The organism is Acinetobacter equi, assembly GCF_001307195.1.
GTDB lineage: Bacteria > Pseudomonadota > Gammaproteobacteria > Pseudomonadales > Moraxellaceae > Acinetobacter > Acinetobacter equi.
The window spans coordinates 2,681,469-2,697,718 of the sequence record NZ_CP012808.1 but is presented as its reverse complement, the minus strand read 5'-3'; the positions used below and the strand labels follow the sequence as shown (position 1 = coordinate 2,697,718).

Here is a 16,250-nt window from a genome sequence, read left to right as displayed (position 1 = left end):
CGAATTGCTTCAAATATCTGAACTTCATATAAATACGAAGAGAAATTTTTTAATGAAAATTTTATTGTTCGTTTAATTTCTATAATAAACGACACAATCAATATAAGATGAGTGAGATTAAATATGAAATCACGTGCAGCAGTTGCTTTTGCTCCAGGGCAACCCTTACAGATAGTAGAACTCGATGTTGAGCCACCGAAGTCTGGAGAAGTATTAGTCAAAATTACCCATACTGGGGTATGTCATACTGATGCTTTCACTTTATCAGGAGCAGATCCAGAAGGAGTGTTTCCTGCGGTGCTTGGGCATGAGGGTGCAGGCATAGTGATTCAAGTTGGAGAGGGCGTAACAAGTGTTCAACCTGGTGATCATGTCATTCCCTTATACACAGCAGAATGTGGGGAATGCTTATTCTGTAAATCAGGGAAAACTAATTTATGTGTTGCAGTACGAGCAACACAAGGTAAAGGCGTGATGCCAGATGGTACGACACGTTTCTCTTATAAGGGTCAGCCGATATATCACTATATGGGATGCTCGACATTCTCGGAATATACGGTTGTTGCTGAAGTATCCTTGGCTAAAGTTAATCCAAAAGCTAATCCTGAACATGTTTGTCTACTTGGCTGCGGTGTGACGACAGGAATTGGTGCTGTACATAATACAGCGAAAGTTCAAAAAGGTGATTCAGTCGCCGTGTTTGGTTTAGGGGGCATAGGTCTAGCGGTGGTACAGGGTGCACGTCAAGCCAAGGCTGGGAAAATTATTGTTGTCGATACCAATCCTGAAAAATTTAAACTTGCTGCCAAATTTGGTGCAACTGATTTTATTAATCCAAAAGATTATGATAAGCCTGTACAAGAAGTAATTGTTGAAATGACTGGTTGGGGTGTGGACCATTCCTTTGAATGTATTGGTAATGTCAATGTCATGCGTTCAGCGCTTGAATGTACACATCGTGGTTGGGGGCAGTCAATTATTATTGGTGTAGCTGGAGCTGGGCAGGAAATTTCAACACGTCCATTTCAACTTGTTACTGGACGCACTTGGAAGGGCACAGCATTTGGTGGAGTAAAAGGTCGTACTCAACTTCCAGACATGGTTGAAGATGCTATGAAAGGAGATATTCAGTTGGAACCTTTTGTGACTCATACTATGGGATTAGATCAGATTAATGAAGCTTTTGACTTAATGCATGAGGGAAAATCTATTCGTACAGTGATTCATTATTCAGAATAAATTTAGATATATGAAGGCTCCAAGTTTTGGAGCTTTTTTATCCTCATGAAATTATAAAAAATTAGAACCTTAGAGTTATAAAAAAACCAATGTTTGAATGGGCAAACATTGGTAAAAGTCGAAATACAACAGTTGTAGAAAGAAAATTTAAGCTACAAAAGGAAACTCATCTTCAGGCAATGCATCACCTGTAGTCAGCTTACCAATATACTGAGGATATTGTGGGGAAGTTTTACCACCACGATTTACATATATAGCATCATCCCCTAACCAACGAAAAGAAACGGCTCGTCTTGAGTGTTTGGTCGATGCATTACCAGGTGCACCATGTATCGTAAGATAGTTAAAAGCAATCGCATCACCAGGTTGCAGTTCCCATCCTAAAATATTGTAATTTTCTCGATTATTGTCAATATCAGGTAGCATTTCTTCGGATATCTCACCGTGGTCATAGTATTCACCATTAAAGCCCTGTGCTTTAAAATGTTTGCCCCATTTATGTGATCCAGCGATAAATTCAATAGCTGATTCTCTAGCTATAGGATCAAGTGGAATCCATAGGCTTAAGGTTTGTTTTGCATCTACTGGATAGTAAGGTGCATCATGATGCCAAGGTGTGACCTTTGATGAACCAGTACCTTTGACTAAAACATGTTCATGAAACATTCGTACACTTTGGGACTGCATTAAAGTTTTAACTATTTCTGCTGCAGGACTTTCTTTAACAAAGTGATTAAAGGCATCAATACGTTGCCAATTGCAATAATCTGCCCAGAATCGTCCTTGAGTTTGTCCTGGAGTATAATCACGAAACCATTGTCCTGGATTTTGCTCATTTGTATTTACTCCAGCTTCAAGCAAATTAATCCATTCTTTAAAGAAGCCACGTAAAACAACAACACCATCTTGTTCAAATATTCTTTGCTCTTCTTCCAACATGCGAGCTACTCCTGCATTAGTAGGGAGGAATCTGTTGTCATCAAGTATTATTTGATGCTGAGGAAGATATAAGCATTAAAGTAATTACTAAGAAATAAGAAATTTAAGAAGCATTAATTCGTTTTTTTTAAATTAAACTAGACTTAAATATTTTTGTGATTTGGTTCAAGCCCGATTTAGGGTAATTAGTTGGGTTCAGAATTTTTCATTTGGATATTTATCACCAAATAATTTTGAACAAAAAGTATAAAACTCTCTATGCTTGTGTCTGATTTGACTTGACCATTACATATTAACATAAAATTTTCACATGGAGGGTTCTAGGTTATTGCTACAACTACATCAAAGATGTTCGTGGCATATAAGATTCTTTTTTGATGTGTGCTGGAATAACAGGAGACTCTCACTTGGGAGATTCTAGGCAGCCATCTTGTAAAAGTCTTCTACCATTTGATTTGGTGTCTTAAAATCCAATCCTTTCTGAATGCTCTGCTGATTATAAAATAGCTTTATGTATTTTGTAATATCTGTTTTAGCTTCTTTCCTTGTTTTATAATTGTGATGATGAACCAATTCATTTTTTAATATTCCCTAGAAGCTCTCTGAATCCTGAAATTTATATTTTTCAATATTTTAAGATATTCATAACTGCAATATTGACTACCTGAGAAGCACTGCTTCGCAAGTGAATTGAGAAGGTTTATGATTACGAATTGCCATGCTCAGTGCATTGCAAACGAGTTGTGACGTCATCTGTTAAAAATTCTACCAAAAACTCAGGGATACAGATTCAATAATATATACACTAAATCCCAAGTTAAAACAAAAATTAGGGGCTTTCGAGTTTTAGTATTATGCCAAAATTAAGCCAATTAATTCTAAGTTGTTGATTTTAGTCAATAAAAAGCCCCATGGTTAGGGGCTAGTCGTATTACTCACGTAATACTCATATAAGGCTCATCTCATACTAAGCATATTAAAACATATATTTAAGAAATTGTGCTAAATAAAAAGTGTTTTACTATATTTAAAACGAATAAAAGTAAAAATTAAAGGAGCAAAAGCTCCTTTAAAATAAATAATAAGAAGAAATTAGGTTTTACCAGAAACCTAGGAATTTCCACCAAATTCCACCTAAGAAAATAAAGATTAGAATATTAACAATACTCATAACAAAGCCTGCCTTCCACCATTCTCCTAAGGTGGTATAACCTGAACCAAAGACAATAGGAGAAGTACCTGTTGCATAATGTGTTAGTGTCATCATGATACTTGAAGCAGCAGCCATCATTAATGCAAAGTACATTGGCGGTGCACCAACAGCAATACCTGCAATATAGAACGCAGAGAACATTGCAGTAATATGTGCAGTTGTACTTGCAAACATATAATGTGCATACATATATGCAAGTAATAGTAATAAACTAGCAGGAATCCAACTTAAACCTAAATGTCCGATACCTGTTTGAAGTACGCCAGAGAACCAAGCAATTAAACCCAGTTTATTTAAGAATGTTGCCATCATGACTAGAGCAGCGAACCATGTTACTGTATCCCAAGCACTTTTTTGTGTTAAGACATCATCCCATGTTAAGACACCCGTTAATAGCAGTAACGATAGACCTAAAAATGCAGTGGTCGTTGGATCTAAAGTCCACATATTACCTAACAGCATGGCTGGAATACCCGCCCATAACAGCAATAACAAACCAAAAACGCATAGCATAATAATTTCATGCCCAGAAATTGGTCCCATTTCTTTTAAGCGTTCTTTCGCGAAATCTGAAGCATTCGGTGTTTGCTTAATTTCAGGTGGATACATGAAATATAAAATAATAGGCATCAATGCTAAAGCAACAATACCAGGTAACACCATCGCTAAAGCCCATGTTGTCCAAGTTAAGTGAATTTCACTATTTGTTGCTTTGGCAATCAAATCTACAATTAAGGGGTTGGGTGCAGTCGCAGTAATAAACATGACTGAAGTAATAGGGTTGGAATGGTAATTGACTAAAGAAAGATATTTACCAATTTTACCCTGTGTCCCTTTTTCAGGATCTGAATCGAAACTTGCAGCAATAGAACGTACAATTGGATGAATAATACCACCACCACGTGCAGTATTACTTGGTGTTACTGGTGCAAGAATAAGTTCAGAAAGTGCTAAACTGTATCCAATACCAATGGTCTTTTTGCCCCAAACAGCAATAAAGTAATATCCTAAACGAGAACCTAAGCCTGTTTTTTGCAGACCTTTCGAAATCATAATAGAGATACCAATCAACCAAATAAGTGGATTGGCAAAACCGCTTAAAGCATCTTTAATTGCGGCACTTGGTGTGTCCGCTGTTACGCGAGTAATTGCGACAAGTGCAATTGCAATAATAGATATAGCACCAATAGGCATTGCTTTACCAATAATCGCTGAAATAACACCAACGAACATAGCGAGAAGTAACCATGCATTGGGTGTTACACCTTCAGGAACTGGAATGACAAACCAAATAATAAGTGCAATGGTGACAGAGATTAAAGTTGGTATTAATTTAAATCCCATTTTATACTCCGAGAATACATAATTATTATCATTTAAATTATTGATAAGTTTATGTAATGTTGTTAAGTTGATTAAAAATTATAAATTTCGTATTTATAAAATAAATTTTTATGAATAATTTATACCAGTATATAATATTATTAAAATTGATAAAAATCATTTAATTTTTATTATAATTTATTTAAAATAACCTATTGTTTTTAAATTTATTTTTAGTTTTGATGAGTTTTTTTTGTATGGTTTTTATTTTTTTTCTTGTAGATTTCAAATATTTAATTCTATTTTTATAAATATTATATTTAATTTTTTGATTATAAAACAAACAACCTTGAAAGTTGATTAAAATAGTAGGGAAATAGTAATAGTAAATTATATTTTTTTTAATTTTATTGTTTATATTTACTGACATAAATAACTTCAGAAAGATGAACTTTTTAATATTAATGTTTTTCTAAAATTGAACTGTTTATTCAATTAGTTTTCTCATAAATTTTTTTAATATGATTAAATTCAGTAATATCAGATCAATTTAAAAATGAAAATGTTTTTATATTATTGATAATATTGTAATTTTATTTTTTTAATAAGACATCTCCATATTTGATGCTAGTTTTTAATATTCGTCGTACAATTCACATCATTTGGTAACCACTTCTACAAATTAATAAATTATATTTCTTATATATTTTGAAATGCAGAATTGCATAGATCTGCTAAAATTGAGAAAATTAGTTAATCTGAAAAGATGCTCTTCACATTGTGTAGGATGAAAAGTTGAACGCTGACAATAAGCCAAATTTAATTGATTTCCAAAAAGTTGCTTTAGAAACTCTAAGTATAGAGCAACATGCTTTGCAAATTTTAGCAGAACAAATTGACGAACGTTTTACCAAAGCATGTGAAATTATTCTTCAGTGCAAAGGGCGTCTTGTTGTCACTGGTATGGGTAAGTCTGGTCATATTGGGCGAAAAATGGCAGCAACTTTTTCCTCTACTGGAACACCTTCATTTTTTATGCATCCAGGTGAAGCTGGACATGGCGATCTAGGCATGTTAGTTCGTGGTGATGTGCTGATCGCAATTTCAAACTCTGGTAAGAGTGATGAAATTATGATGCTGATGCCATTGATTAAACATTTAGGTGTGCCACTAATCACTATTAGTCGTGATGATACAGGACCTATGCCACAAAATGCAGATGTTGCTTTAACTCTAGGTGAAGCTCAAGAAGCATGTCCACTTGGTTTAGCGCCAACATCGAGTACAACAGCAACATTAGCCTTAGGTGATGCATTAGCAGTAACTTTACTTGAAGCACGTGGTTTCACAGCTGATGATTTTGCAAGATCACATCCTGCAGGCGCGTTAGGCAAGCGTTTATTACTTCATGTAAAGCATTTAATGCATACAGGGGACGAGCTTCCTAAAGTGTCACCAGATACGCCAATGAATCAAGTATTGTATGAGATCTCAGATAAACGATTGGGTTTAACTACAGTTGTTGATGAAAATGATATCTTATTAGGTATTTTTACAGATGGTGACTTACGTCGTTTAATTGATAAGCAGCAAGGATTTGATGTAAATCTTGCTGTTTCAGAAGTTATGGCGAAAAATCCATCAACAATTTCAATGGAAGCAAAAGCTGTAGTAGCCTTAGAGGCTTTACATGAGAAGAAAATTAATCAATTTGTTGTAGTTGATGATGCCAAAAAAGTAATTGGTGTAATTAGTATGCATGATCTAATTAATGCAGGGGTAAATTAAGTGACATCTTTTATTTTGCTTGAACAAGCACGCCATTTAGAAGCATTAGTTCTAGATGTAGATGGTATTTTAAGTGATGGTTTTGTAACACTCACGAATTCAGGTGATGAAATTAAGTCATTTGATATTCGTGATGGTTTAGGTATGAAGCTTGTTCAACAGGCTGGTGTTAAAGTTATTATTATTACTGGACGTAAAAGTAATATTGTTGAAAAACGTATGTCAGATCTTGGAGTTGATCTTGTTTTTCAAGGGCGTGAAGATAAGGGTGTGGCGCTAAAAGAAGCTTGTGCACAATTTAATCTTTCTCCAGAAGATTGCTTATATATGGGCGATGATTGGCCTGATTTATCAGCATTTGCAATTGCAGGTATGAAAGTCACTGTGCCGAATGGGCATATAGAAGTGCGTCGTCGTGCAGATTTAGTCACTCAGGCAATGGGCGGACGTGGTGCTGTTCGAGAGATTTGCGATATGATCTTGATGGCAAAAGGCGTATACTCAAATCTACTTGATAAGTATGTCTCAGTTCCCGAATAATGTTATATAGATTCAAAAGTTTGAGTTAAAAAAGCCTATATGGAAACAAAAAGTTTATATATTACAGCACTGATCATTGGATCTTTAAGTGCTGGGTATTACTATTACAGTGGTAAAAGCAAGAAACTCGAAGTTGATGCAACGAGAAGTATGACCTATGCTGCTGAAAATATTAATTTAACTCAAACAAATGAGAATGGTCAGGTTGTGATTAAAGCGCAGGCAGATCGTTTGGTTCAAGATGAATCTAATAAAACATCCAAATTAGATAATTTACATGCACAAACGTATCAAAATGGAGCGCTTGATGGAACTTTCTATGCAAAAGTTGCTCATAGTTATGATGATAATCAGCGTGTAGTTTTATCGAATGAAGTTGTTGCAACACGTATTTTGCCAAATGGTAAAATGACAATGACAACAACTGAGTTAACTGGCTATCCTGAAACAAAAGAGATTGAAACAGATAAGCAGGTTGTGATTGACAGCCCGCAATCTAAAATGATTAGCCAAGGGCTGAAAGCCAACTTAAACAGTGGGCAGTACGAGTTTTTTTCTGTAAGAGGCACATATGAACCATAAGACTAAGCTTACACAAATGAAAAAGTTTTTTAAGCAAACCTTAGTTGTAGGCTTGGCATCAGTAATCACGAATGTGGCTTTTGCATTACCATCAGATCGTCAGCAACCTATTAAACTTGTTGCAGATAAAGCAACATTTAATGAAAAGACTGGTGTAAATACTTATTCAGGTAATGTCATTATTGAACAAGGAACTATGCGCTTACAAGCAAATACAATTGTGGCGAATTTTAATGAAAAGAAAGACATTACAACAATTACAGCAAATGGCAGTCCAGCAAAGTTCCAACAAAAAGTTGATACTAATAAAGGTTTAGCAAAAGGACATGCACAGAAGATTGTTTATAATGCACAAACAGGCATTATCACGTTAACTGGAAATGCATTTCTTGAGCAAGATGGCTCAAGTATTAAGGGTGCAGTTCTTCGTTATAGTATGAACAAAGGGGATATTGAAGCACTGGGTTCTTCAAGTGAATCAGGTTCATCTAAAGGACGTGTTGAAATGGTAATTCCACCATCAAGTTCTAAATCATTTCCAGGAGCTCGTGATTAATGGCAGAACAAATTAATACAGCTCAGCAAACCTTATGTATTAAACATTTGGCTAAAAATTATAGTAAGCGTTGGGTTGTGAAAGACGTTTCATTTACTATGAAAAGTGGAGAAATTGTTGGTTTATTAGGGCCAAACGGTGCGGGGAAAACAACAAGTTTTTATATGGTTGTTGGTTTAGTTCGTATGGATAAGGGTGAAATCCATCTTGATGATTTGGATTTATCACATTATGCAATGCATGAACGTGCTCGACAAGGAATTGGCTATTTACCTCAGGAAGCTTCAATTTTTAGAAAATTGACGATTGCTGAAAATATTATGGCAATTTTAGAGACACGCAAAGATTTAAATAAACAACAACGTCAAGAGCGTTTAGCTGAACTTTTAAATGACTTTAAAATTACACATATTAAAGATTCTCTTGGTATGAGTGTTTCTGGTGGTGAGCGTCGCCGTGCAGAAATTGCAAGGGCATTAGCAGCCGATCCTAAATTTATGTTATTGGATGAACCATTTGCTGGTGTTGATCCAATTTCCGTTGGTGATATTAAAGACATTATCATTGATTTAAAAAATCGTGGTATTGGTGTTTTAATTACTGATCATAATGTGCGTGAAACTTTAACCATTTGTGAGCGTGCCTATATTGTTAGTGAAGGTGCCGTAATTGCAGAAGGTGCTCCAGCAGAGATCTTAGATAATGAAATGGTTCGTCAGGTGTATTTAGGCGAAGATTTTGTTGTTTAACTTTCATCTAATCTATGTTAAGAATCAAAAGCCCTAAGTAGGGCTTTTATTTTGAAATCATAATGAGCATTTTTAGTTTGAAAGTTTTTCGAGTGAATAATGTAAATAAAATTGATTATTAAAAATTAGCTTATCATCATATTTCTTTTTTAATTGGAAAAACTGATTCGCTTGAGGGTAAGCTAATCTCATATTTTCAGCAGAAATATGTAAACGATAAGGAAGATAATAGGTACCTTGATTTTTTAATGCAATATTGAATAACTGATTAGTAAGCTTTTCCATTTCATGTTCTTGAATCTGTGTTTTTTTCTGATTAAATAAGAAGACTAAACCAAAAACATCTTCTCTAGCATAATTCAAAAAAGCATCATTATCATGTTTTGATGTGTGCTGAAAAAAACGGAGACTTTAACTTGGTAAACTACACATACTTATCAGGAGTTTACCATGAGCAAAAAACAAAAGATTTATACAGCAGAATTCAAAGCTGAAGCAATCAAAGCTATTGATTCAAACAATGGCAATGTTTCAGAAACAGCACGACTGCTTGGCATTTCAATGCAAACCCTTTCAAATTGGTACAACAAAGCAAAAGCTGGAAAATTAGTAGGCACACAACAATATTCACCTGATCTCGTTGCTCTTCTCGAGGAAAATAAAAAACTGAAGCAGCAACTTAAAACCGCTGAAATGGAAAGAGAATTTCTAAAAAAAGCAGCAGCGTACTTTGCCAAAGAAAGTCAGTAAAGTACGCACATATGAAACAGCAAAAACATGCATACTCAGTCACTATGATGGCTCGGTTACTCCACGTTTCAGTTTCTGGATTTTATGAATGGTTAAAATATGGCTTAAGTAAGCGGGTTATTCAGAGAAATCATCAAACCATATTGGTTAAAATTGCTCACCAAGAAACCAATGAAAGCTATGGTTATATTCGTTTAACCAAGTACTTACAGGCACAAGGAATAGAAATTAGCGAGTATGCAGTTCGTTGTATTAAAAAACTTAATCAGCTGTATTGTAAGCGGCATAGGCGTTTCAAAAAAACAATTCATAGCGACCATCAACGTACGGTTTACAATAATTTGTTAGAGCAAAATTTTACAGTGACTGCTCCAAACATTGCATGGGTAAGTGACATTACATACGTGTGGACAGCTGAAGGATGGCTGTATTTAGCGGCTTTAAAAGATCTTTGCAGCAAACAAGTAGTTGGGTATAGCTTGAGTGAACGGATGACGTCACAGCTCGTTTGCAATGCACTGAGCATGGCGATTCGAAATCATAAACCCTCTCAAGACTTGATTATTCACTTTGACAGGGGCAGCCAATACTGTAGTCATGAATATCGAAAGATACTTGAAAAATATGGATTTCAGGGATCAATGAGTAAACGCGGTGATTGCTTCGATAATGCTCCTATTGAGAGCTTCTGGGGAATATTAAAAAATGAATTGGTTCATCATCGCAATTATAAAACAAGGGAAGAAGCTAAAGCAGATATTACAAAATACATAGAGCTATTTTATAATCAGCAGAGAATTCAGAAAGGATTGGACTTTAAGACACCAAATCAAATGGCAGAAGACTTTTACAGGATGGCTGCCTAGAATTTCCCAAGTAGAAGTGTCCTGTTATTTCAGCACACATCAGTTGATATTTTGTCTATTTAAGTAGAATACGATTATTACCTCAATAGCTAGATAATTTACAGTGATATTTTAGTATTTCATTCAAAAAATGAGAGTAATTCACGTTATGATACGCTGTGATTTATTTGTGTATGACGTTGATATGCCATTTACGATTTCAACCTTAGTCAGTTTTGAAGAAGATATTAAGAAAAGTCATTTTCAAGCTTTTGCTGTGCCTGTTGAAAATGAACAGGCAGTAAAAGATTTTTTAGAAGAATATAAAGATATCACAACTACTCATCAATGTTGGGCATGGAAAATCGGTCATCAAGTCAGATTTAATGATGATGGTGAACCTTCAGGAACAGCAGGTAGACCTATTTTAGCTACGATTGAGGGCAATGATTTGACCAATGTATTGGTTTTAGTCAATCGATGGTACGGAGGCATTAAATTAGGTACGGGAGGGCTTGTTCGTGCTTATGGTGGTTGTGCCGGAAAATGTTTATTATTGGCTGAAAAAATAGAATTAATTGAAAAGAAAAAAGTTCAATTTTCTTGTTTATTTAATGAATGGGCAATTTTTCAATATGAATTAAATACTCAGCAAATTGAATATATAGAAGAATATACGGCAGATGGTGTAAGCATTACGGCTTTGCTTCAAATTCATCAAATAGAACCTTTGGCACTTAAAATTCAAGATACAACACGTGGGCGTGAACAACTTAAGGTTATTGATGATGAGGCTGAAGAATGATTATTGATCCATTATTAAAATATAGAGAGCAACATAAGCATCGTTTAAATTATATGCCTTGGTTGTATTGGTCTTTAAAGCCAAAACATAGAGAATGGGCAGTACAATGGCAACAAGAATATCAAGCTTATTTAATAGAAATGGAAACAATAGAAATTGGAGAAAATTGTTTTATTTCACCATTAGCTCATATTTTTGCTGAGCCGGGACGCAAAATTAAAATTGGTGATAATACATTCATTGCAGCAGATTGTACTTTGCATGGGCCGTTGGAAATTGGTGAGGAAGTTGCAATTAATCATCATTGTATTTTAGATGGAGGTAAAGCTGGAATTAAGTTAGGTAATCAAGTTCGAATAGCTGCTTATAGTCATTTGTATGCATTTGATCATGGTATGGAAATGTCTCAGCCTATTTATAAACAAGCTGTAAGGTCTCAGGGAATTGAGATTGGACAAGATGTCTGGTTAGGTGCTCATGTAGGAATAAAAGATGGCATAAAAATTGCTGACCATGCGATTGTTGGTATGAATAGTATGGTGACTAAAGACGTAGGGAGAGCTGAAATAGTCGTAGGAAATCCCGCAAAATTTATTCGGTTTCGTAAATAAAATTTTTTATCAATGATGGTAATAGTATGTTGAAGTTACATCTCAACATGCAATAAAAAATGAAAACGGCTGTAATTTTTTGGAATATTAAGGTTTTAGATTTATATAAAATGAATGTATGCAGAATGTAAATGTGCATTTTAATATTTTGATTAAAAAATAACATAAATTAGCGATTAGTAGATGAAATATATTGAATAACTATGCTAGTTTTAAGGAAAGATATAAAACAGAATTATATAAAACTTTGGAGCTTATTATGAAGCGAGTCATTGCATGTATTGATTCATCTCCATGTATTCAGGCTTTAGCTGAAGCAGCTGCGTGGATTGCAAAGAAAACACATCGAGAACTGGTGCTTTTACAGATTCTAGATTATTACCCAGCTAGTTACCATTTAGGTGAAATTAGTGGAGTAATTGGTTTTGAAAGTAATGCAATGCTATTAAAGGAATTAGCAGAATTAGAACAAAAACAAAGTGATATAGCATTGGATTATAGTAATAATTTATTAAATCATATTTCTCAAATGATCAAAGAAAAGCATGGTCTAGATGCAACTCATATTCAAGAAAAAGGTGATTTTTTAGAACAAAGCTTTTCTTTATTAAGAGAAGATGATATTGCTGTTATTGGGCGTGTAGGGGAGCGTTCTGCTGAAAAAAATAAAGTTTTAGGCAGTAATGTTGAAAATTTTATTCGTGGCGCAAATTGTACCGTAATGACAGTTGGGGAAACATTTAAACCACCAACTCGATTTATTTTTGCTTATGAATATTCACCTACCTGTTCAAAAATGCTTAAGCGTATTGCACAAACAGATTTACTAAGATTATTACAGTGCCATTTATTGTATGTGGGGGATCATCCAGAAATCTTAGAGGAACCAGGCCAATATTTAGCAAATGCAGGCTTAGATGTTGTGACAGAATATCGTTATGGTGATGTTGCAGAGAATATATTAGGTTATCAACGTGAACATGGTATTCAGCTTATTGTGATGGGAGCATTTAGTCATAGTAAGATTCATCAATTCTTCTTGGGAAGTATTACGACATCTATTTTTAGAAATGTTGATGTTCCGTTATTAGTGGCAAAATGATATTTTTCTTATAAGAATATATTAAAAAACAATAAATTAAGTTCTAGAGTTATCCGCATTAATTGTGGATAACTCTATGGATACTGTTTATATCTATATAATATTAAACAAAAAAACAAAAAAGATCGTTTTTTGTGCGCATGTGAAATTTATTTAACAATTGCAAGTGCAAAGCCATCATGACCTTTGCTTCCAACAGTTTGTAATGCTGTACAAGATAGAATTCGAGGGTGATTTTGCATATCTTTAAATACAGTCCGTAAGCCTTCAATACTTGGCTTATGGTTTTCAGGATTTAATATTTCACCTGCACGAATAACGTTATCTAGAAAAATAATAGTACCTGAATGTGAGAATTTAAGACTAAGTTCAAGGTATTCAGGATAGCTTTGTTTATCTGCATCAATAAAGATAAAGTCAAAAGCTTCAAAGTCTTCAGGAAGAGCCTTTAAAACATCTGCTGCACGTCCGACTTTTAAATCGATTGTTTGTGGCAATTGAGCTTTATCAATATTCTCTTGCCCCATAGCCGCATGTGTATCTCGCCCTTCAATTGTTAAAATATAACCATCTTCAGGCAATGCACGTGCTAACCACATTGTGCTATAGGCAGCAAAAGTTCCTAACTCTAAGATGCGTTTACATTGATTCATTTGAATCAGCATTTGCAATAACATCCCTTGATTTGGTGCAACAGCAAGGTGATCAGGAAAACCTTTTGCAGCAGTATTCTCTAAAGTTTGCTCTAAAATTGGATCATTGGGGATTAAATGTGAATCGATAAAGCTATCAATTTCTGTCCACATTTGTTGCATAATTATGTCACCTTTGTTGCGATGTGTGCATTTTATACCTTTCTTGATAGACTGCAATTTTTTCAAGCATTCTCACGTGAAGAAGAAGTGAAAATAAAGAAGAATATAAAAAAAGAGGCTTCATCAGCCTCTTTATATTAGTAATTGCACATAGATGTATGACGTGTCAGATCTGGCCCCCATGTTCTAAAACCTTGGGTATCAATATGAATTTGTCCTGAAGCATAAATGCCTAAACCAATATTTAAGCTTGGTCCATATTGAACCCAAAATTGGCAGAGCTTAAATTTAGTATTTTCAATAGTAGCATAATCGGAAGCTTGAGGATTTTCTGGTCCAATTCTGAAATCAATTGCTGAGTTAAATAAATGTTTTGAAGAATTGGCTCCGCCAGCGCACTGATTTAACGGTAAATCTCGATATACAGAAGTGACTGTAAAATCTGTTAAAACTTGACCAGCAACTAAATATTTAAATACTTTCAATGTTGGAATTTGATTTTTCCATAGTTCCCGATTAGGTACCATATATTCAGAGCGCCCACATTTTTTCCAATCTCTTGCGGTTCTAAGGAGCTCATAAGTTGGAATAATATGCCCAACTTGATTTTGTTCTAAAAATTTTTCATATTCGCGAACTTGAATTAAATTATCACGAACTGCCAGCCAAGAGTTATAGGTATAAGGTACAATTTTGGGTGTTGGTGGAGTAGAGCGTTCAAAAGATACTTTTTCTTGAGGAATGTATATACGCTTACTTTGTGGTACTTGAGTTGTTCCTTGTTCTATTGTCGTAGAGGAGCAGCCAATCACAGTAAGTGAGATAAAGCCAAAAGAAAGCATCGCTTTCAAAAAATGCTTCATTATGCAAATCAATAGTTTATTAATATTCGGTGTATCATAATCCAAAATTGAGCACAAAAATGCAAAATATTGAAAATTAATGTGTATTTTGAGTATAAAAAAAGATCAGCATGTGCTGATCTTTTTTAGATTATTTTTCGAGGTATTGTAATTTATCTGGTTTACCATTCCATTCTTCACGATCTTCAGGTTGATCGCCAATTTGAGTAATGTTAGGCCATTTTTGAGATAAATCGGCATTGAGTTCAATAAAGACTTCTTGACCCTCAGGCAATTCATCCTCAGAGAAAATAGCATTTGCAGGACACTCAGGCTCACAAAGTGCACAGTCAATACATTCATCAGGATTGATGACTAGGAAGTTCGGACCTTCGTAAAAACAATCAACTGGGCAAACTTCAACACAGTCTTGATATTTACATTTAATACAATTTTCTGTGACAACAAATGTCATGGCGACAGCTACCTAAAATTTGGTTCTAATGACTGACGTATATTTTAGGCAAAAATGGACTAAACAAACAATTCCTTTTATTGATATTTATTATTTAAATCCATGAATAGCGAATTTTATATGATTTTTATTGATAAATGATAATTGTTATCAATTAGTAAAGAGAGGTGGGAATATTAAATATTCCCGAAATATTTAAATATTTTTTAATTTTTGCGAACCAATCCAATGTTTGGAAAATTGGTATGCGGCACGACCAGATCGCTGTCCTCTTGATTGGCACCACCTTAAAGCTTCTATACGTACTTCAGAATCAAATGGCATAGCTTCTTTAGCTAGATAATGCTCAACAATTTCTAGATATAAATTTTGATCCATTGGATAAAAAGAGAGCCACATACCAAAACGATCAGACAATGAAATTTTTTCTTCAATTGCTTCTTGTGGATGTAATTCTGTGTATTGAGGTACATCTACTTTGGTAAGTGGTGTATTTTCATGCATAAATTCAGGAAGCAAATGGCGTCTATTGCTCGTTGCATAAATAATAAAATTACTTGAACCTGATTGTAATGAACCATCTAAGACACTTTTTAAACTTCTGTAATTTTCATCTTCTGCGTTAAATGCTAAATCATCACAATATACAATATATTTTTCTGGACGATGTGCGATTAACTTTTGTATTTCAGGTAAATCGGATAAATCATCACGTTCAATTTCAATTAGTCGTAGACCTTGAGCTTCATATTCCGTAAGTAAGGCTCTGACAATTGAGGATTTTCCTGTACCTCTAGAACCTGTTAATAAGACATCATTGGCAGGTAAGCCATTTAAAAACTGCAACGTATTTTGAATCACTTTTTCTTTTTGTTTATTGATTCCTTTTAGATCATCTAAGTACATTTTTTTAGGCTGTTGAATTGGAATTAGCTGTTTGTTTTGCCATTTATATGCAATAGAAGAAAAATCCGTTTCTAGCTTAATGGGTGGGAGTGTTTGCTGTAATTGCTTTAACACTAAACTTAAGGAATCTATAATATTTTCAGGTAATTGGATTGTAGACATACGTAATT

At 34.3% G+C, this 16,250-nt stretch carries 17 protein-coding genes and 1 pseudogene; 10 read left to right on the top strand and 8 right to left on the bottom strand.

The window, feature by feature from the left end; all coding sequences use genetic code 11:
• Positions 1-123 precede the first annotated feature (123 nt).
• On the top strand, positions 124-1,239 hold the full coding sequence (locus AOY20_RS12730) for an S-(hydroxymethyl)glutathione dehydrogenase/class III alcohol dehydrogenase (RefSeq protein ID WP_054582214.1): 1,116 nt from the start codon (positions 124-126) through the stop codon (positions 1,237-1,239).
• Positions 1,240-1,386: 147 nt separating this feature from the next.
• Here AOY20_RS12730 and AOY20_RS12725 read toward each other — a convergent pair whose 3' ends face one another.
• From AOY20_RS12725 to AOY20_RS12720, 3 genes and pseudogenes are all read right to left on the bottom strand, one after another.
• A complete protein-coding gene (locus AOY20_RS12725) occupies positions 1,387-2,178 on the bottom strand; it encodes a phytanoyl-CoA dioxygenase family protein (protein ID WP_054582213.1) in 792 nt (263 codons plus the stop codon).
• A gap of 417 nt (positions 2,179-2,595) precedes the next feature.
• Positions 2,596-2,769: pseudogene (locus AOY20_RS15190) on the bottom strand (IS3 family transposase); the annotation flags it as partial.
• A gap of 508 nt (positions 2,770-3,277) precedes the next feature.
• On the bottom strand, positions 3,278-4,735 hold the full coding sequence (locus tag AOY20_RS12720; protein ID WP_054582212.1) for a DASS family sodium-coupled anion symporter: 1,458 nt from the start codon (positions 4,733-4,735) through the stop codon (positions 3,278-3,280).
• Between the two features lie 774 nt (positions 4,736-5,509).
• Here AOY20_RS12720 and AOY20_RS12715 point away from each other — a divergent pair.
• Genes AOY20_RS12715 through lptB form a run of 5 tightly spaced genes read left to right on the top strand, consistent with a single transcriptional unit; the run spans position 5,510 to position 8,929 of the window.
• Complete coding sequence (locus AOY20_RS12715; RefSeq protein WP_054582211.1) at positions 5,510-6,502, top strand: KpsF/GutQ family sugar-phosphate isomerase; 993 nt, start codon at positions 5,510-5,512, stop codon at positions 6,500-6,502.
• Entirely contained in the window at positions 6,503-7,042 is a 540-nt protein-coding gene (locus AOY20_RS12710) for a KdsC family phosphatase (protein WP_054582210.1), read from the top strand.
• 39 nt (positions 7,043-7,081) lie between these two features.
• Entirely contained in the window at positions 7,082-7,624 is a 543-nt protein-coding gene (gene lptC, locus AOY20_RS12705; protein WP_054582209.1) for an LPS export ABC transporter periplasmic protein LptC, read from the top strand.
• 16 nt (positions 7,625-7,640) lie between these two features.
• Positions 7,641-8,180: a lipopolysaccharide transport periplasmic protein LptA gene (lptA, locus tag AOY20_RS12700; protein WP_417855921.1), complete on the top strand. Its 540-nt coding sequence runs from the start codon at positions 7,641-7,643 to the stop codon at positions 8,178-8,180.
• Complete coding sequence (gene lptB, locus AOY20_RS12695) at positions 8,180-8,929, top strand: LPS export ABC transporter ATP-binding protein (RefSeq protein WP_054582207.1); 750 nt, start codon at positions 8,180-8,182, stop codon at positions 8,927-8,929. Before lptA ends, lptB begins: the two co-directional genes overlap by 1 nt.
• Positions 8,930-9,001: 72 nt before the next feature.
• Here the strand turns inward: lptB and AOY20_RS12690 are convergent, their stop codons facing one another.
• Entirely contained in the window at positions 9,002-9,292 is a 291-nt protein-coding gene (locus tag AOY20_RS12690) for a hypothetical protein (protein ID WP_054582206.1), read from the bottom strand.
• An 87-nt stretch (positions 9,293-9,379) separates the two neighbouring features.
• Between AOY20_RS12690 and AOY20_RS12680 the strand changes: the two genes are divergently transcribed.
• The 4 genes from AOY20_RS12680 (at position 9,380) to AOY20_RS12665 (ending at position 13,042) form a co-directional block, all read left to right on the top strand.
• Positions 9,380-10,545 (top strand): IS3 family transposase gene (locus AOY20_RS12680; protein WP_144424783.1). Its coding sequence is split into 2 segments (ribosomal slippage): positions 9,380-9,647 and positions 9,647-10,545, totalling 1,167 coding nucleotides; the frame shifts between segments, so codons are not numbered across the junction.
• A 184-nt stretch (positions 10,546-10,729) separates the two neighbouring features.
• Positions 10,730-11,329, top strand: a complete 600-nt coding sequence (locus AOY20_RS12675; RefSeq protein ID WP_054582613.1) for an IMPACT family protein — start codon at positions 10,730-10,732, stop codon at positions 11,327-11,329.
• Positions 11,326-11,940, top strand: a complete 615-nt coding sequence (locus tag AOY20_RS12670; protein WP_054582204.1) for an acyltransferase — start codon at positions 11,326-11,328, stop codon at positions 11,938-11,940. The genes AOY20_RS12675 and AOY20_RS12670 overlap by 4 nt, the downstream gene beginning before the upstream one ends.
• A 259-nt stretch (positions 11,941-12,199) precedes the next feature.
• The gene (locus AOY20_RS12665) at positions 12,200-13,042 is read left to right on the top strand and encodes a universal stress protein (protein ID WP_054582203.1); all 843 of its coding nucleotides are present in this window, start codon (positions 12,200-12,202) and stop codon (positions 13,040-13,042) included.
• 149 nt (positions 13,043-13,191) lie between these two features.
• Here AOY20_RS12665 and AOY20_RS12660 read toward each other — a convergent pair whose 3' ends face one another.
• The 4 genes from AOY20_RS12660 to AOY20_RS12645 form a co-directional block, all read right to left on the bottom strand.
• Positions 13,192-13,857 carry an O-methyltransferase gene (locus AOY20_RS12660; RefSeq protein WP_054582202.1) on the bottom strand — a complete coding sequence of 222 codons (666 nt, stop codon included), beginning with the start codon at positions 13,855-13,857 and terminating at the stop codon, positions 13,192-13,194.
• 137 nt (positions 13,858-13,994) lie between these two features.
• Entirely contained in the window at positions 13,995-14,720 is a 726-nt protein-coding gene (locus tag AOY20_RS12655; protein WP_054582201.1) for a D-Ala-D-Ala carboxypeptidase family metallohydrolase, read from the bottom strand.
• 130 nt (positions 14,721-14,850) lie between these two features.
• On the bottom strand, positions 14,851-15,174 hold the full coding sequence (gene fdxA, locus AOY20_RS12650; protein WP_054582200.1) for a ferredoxin FdxA: 324 nt from the start codon (positions 15,172-15,174) through the stop codon (positions 14,851-14,853).
• Between the two features lie 195 nt (positions 15,175-15,369).
• Complete coding sequence (locus AOY20_RS12645) at positions 15,370-16,242, bottom strand: ATP-binding protein (protein ID WP_054582199.1); 873 nt, start codon at positions 16,240-16,242, stop codon at positions 15,370-15,372.
• Positions 16,243-16,250: the final 8 nt, after the last annotated feature.

What these genes read in the sequence shown, in the direction of transcription:
- AOY20_RS12655 (WP_054582201.1), bottom strand. Translation starts at nt 14,720, where the DNA reads ATGAAGCATTTTTTGAAAGCGATGCTTTCTTTTGGCTTTATCTCACTT.
- AOY20_RS12665 (WP_054582203.1), top strand. Translation starts at nt 12,200, where the DNA reads ATGAAGCGAGTCATTGCATGTATTGATTCATCTCCATGTATTCAGGCT.
- lptC (WP_054582209.1), top strand. Translation starts at nt 7,082, where the DNA reads ATGGAAACAAAAAGTTTATATATTACAGCACTGATCATTGGATCTTTA.
- lptA (WP_417855921.1), top strand. Translation starts at nt 7,641, where the DNA reads ATGAAAAAGTTTTTTAAGCAAACCTTAGTTGTAGGCTTGGCATCAGTA.
- AOY20_RS12720 (WP_054582212.1), bottom strand. Translation starts at nt 4,735, where the DNA reads ATGGGATTTAAATTAATACCAACTTTAATCTCTGTCACCATTGCACTT.
- AOY20_RS12730 (WP_054582214.1), top strand. Translation starts at nt 124, where the DNA reads ATGAAATCACGTGCAGCAGTTGCTTTTGCTCCAGGGCAACCCTTACAG.
- AOY20_RS12725 (WP_054582213.1), bottom strand. Translation starts at nt 2,178, where the DNA reads ATGTTGGAAGAAGAGCAAAGAATATTTGAACAAGATGGTGTTGTTGTT.
- AOY20_RS12660 (WP_054582202.1), bottom strand. Translation starts at nt 13,857, where the DNA reads ATGCAACAAATGTGGACAGAAATTGATAGCTTTATCGATTCACATTTA.
- AOY20_RS12675 (WP_054582613.1), top strand. Translation starts at nt 10,730, where the DNA reads ATGCCATTTACGATTTCAACCTTAGTCAGTTTTGAAGAAGATATTAAG.
- lptB (WP_054582207.1), top strand. Translation starts at nt 8,180, where the DNA reads ATGGCAGAACAAATTAATACAGCTCAGCAAACCTTATGTATTAAACAT.
- AOY20_RS12645 (WP_054582199.1), bottom strand. Translation starts at nt 16,242, where the DNA reads ATGTCTACAATCCAATTACCTGAAAATATTATAGATTCCTTAAGTTTA.
- fdxA (WP_054582200.1), bottom strand. Translation starts at nt 15,174, where the DNA reads ATGACATTTGTTGTCACAGAAAATTGTATTAAATGTAAATATCAAGAC.
- AOY20_RS12670 (WP_054582204.1), top strand. Translation starts at nt 11,326, where the DNA reads ATGATTATTGATCCATTATTAAAATATAGAGAGCAACATAAGCATCGT.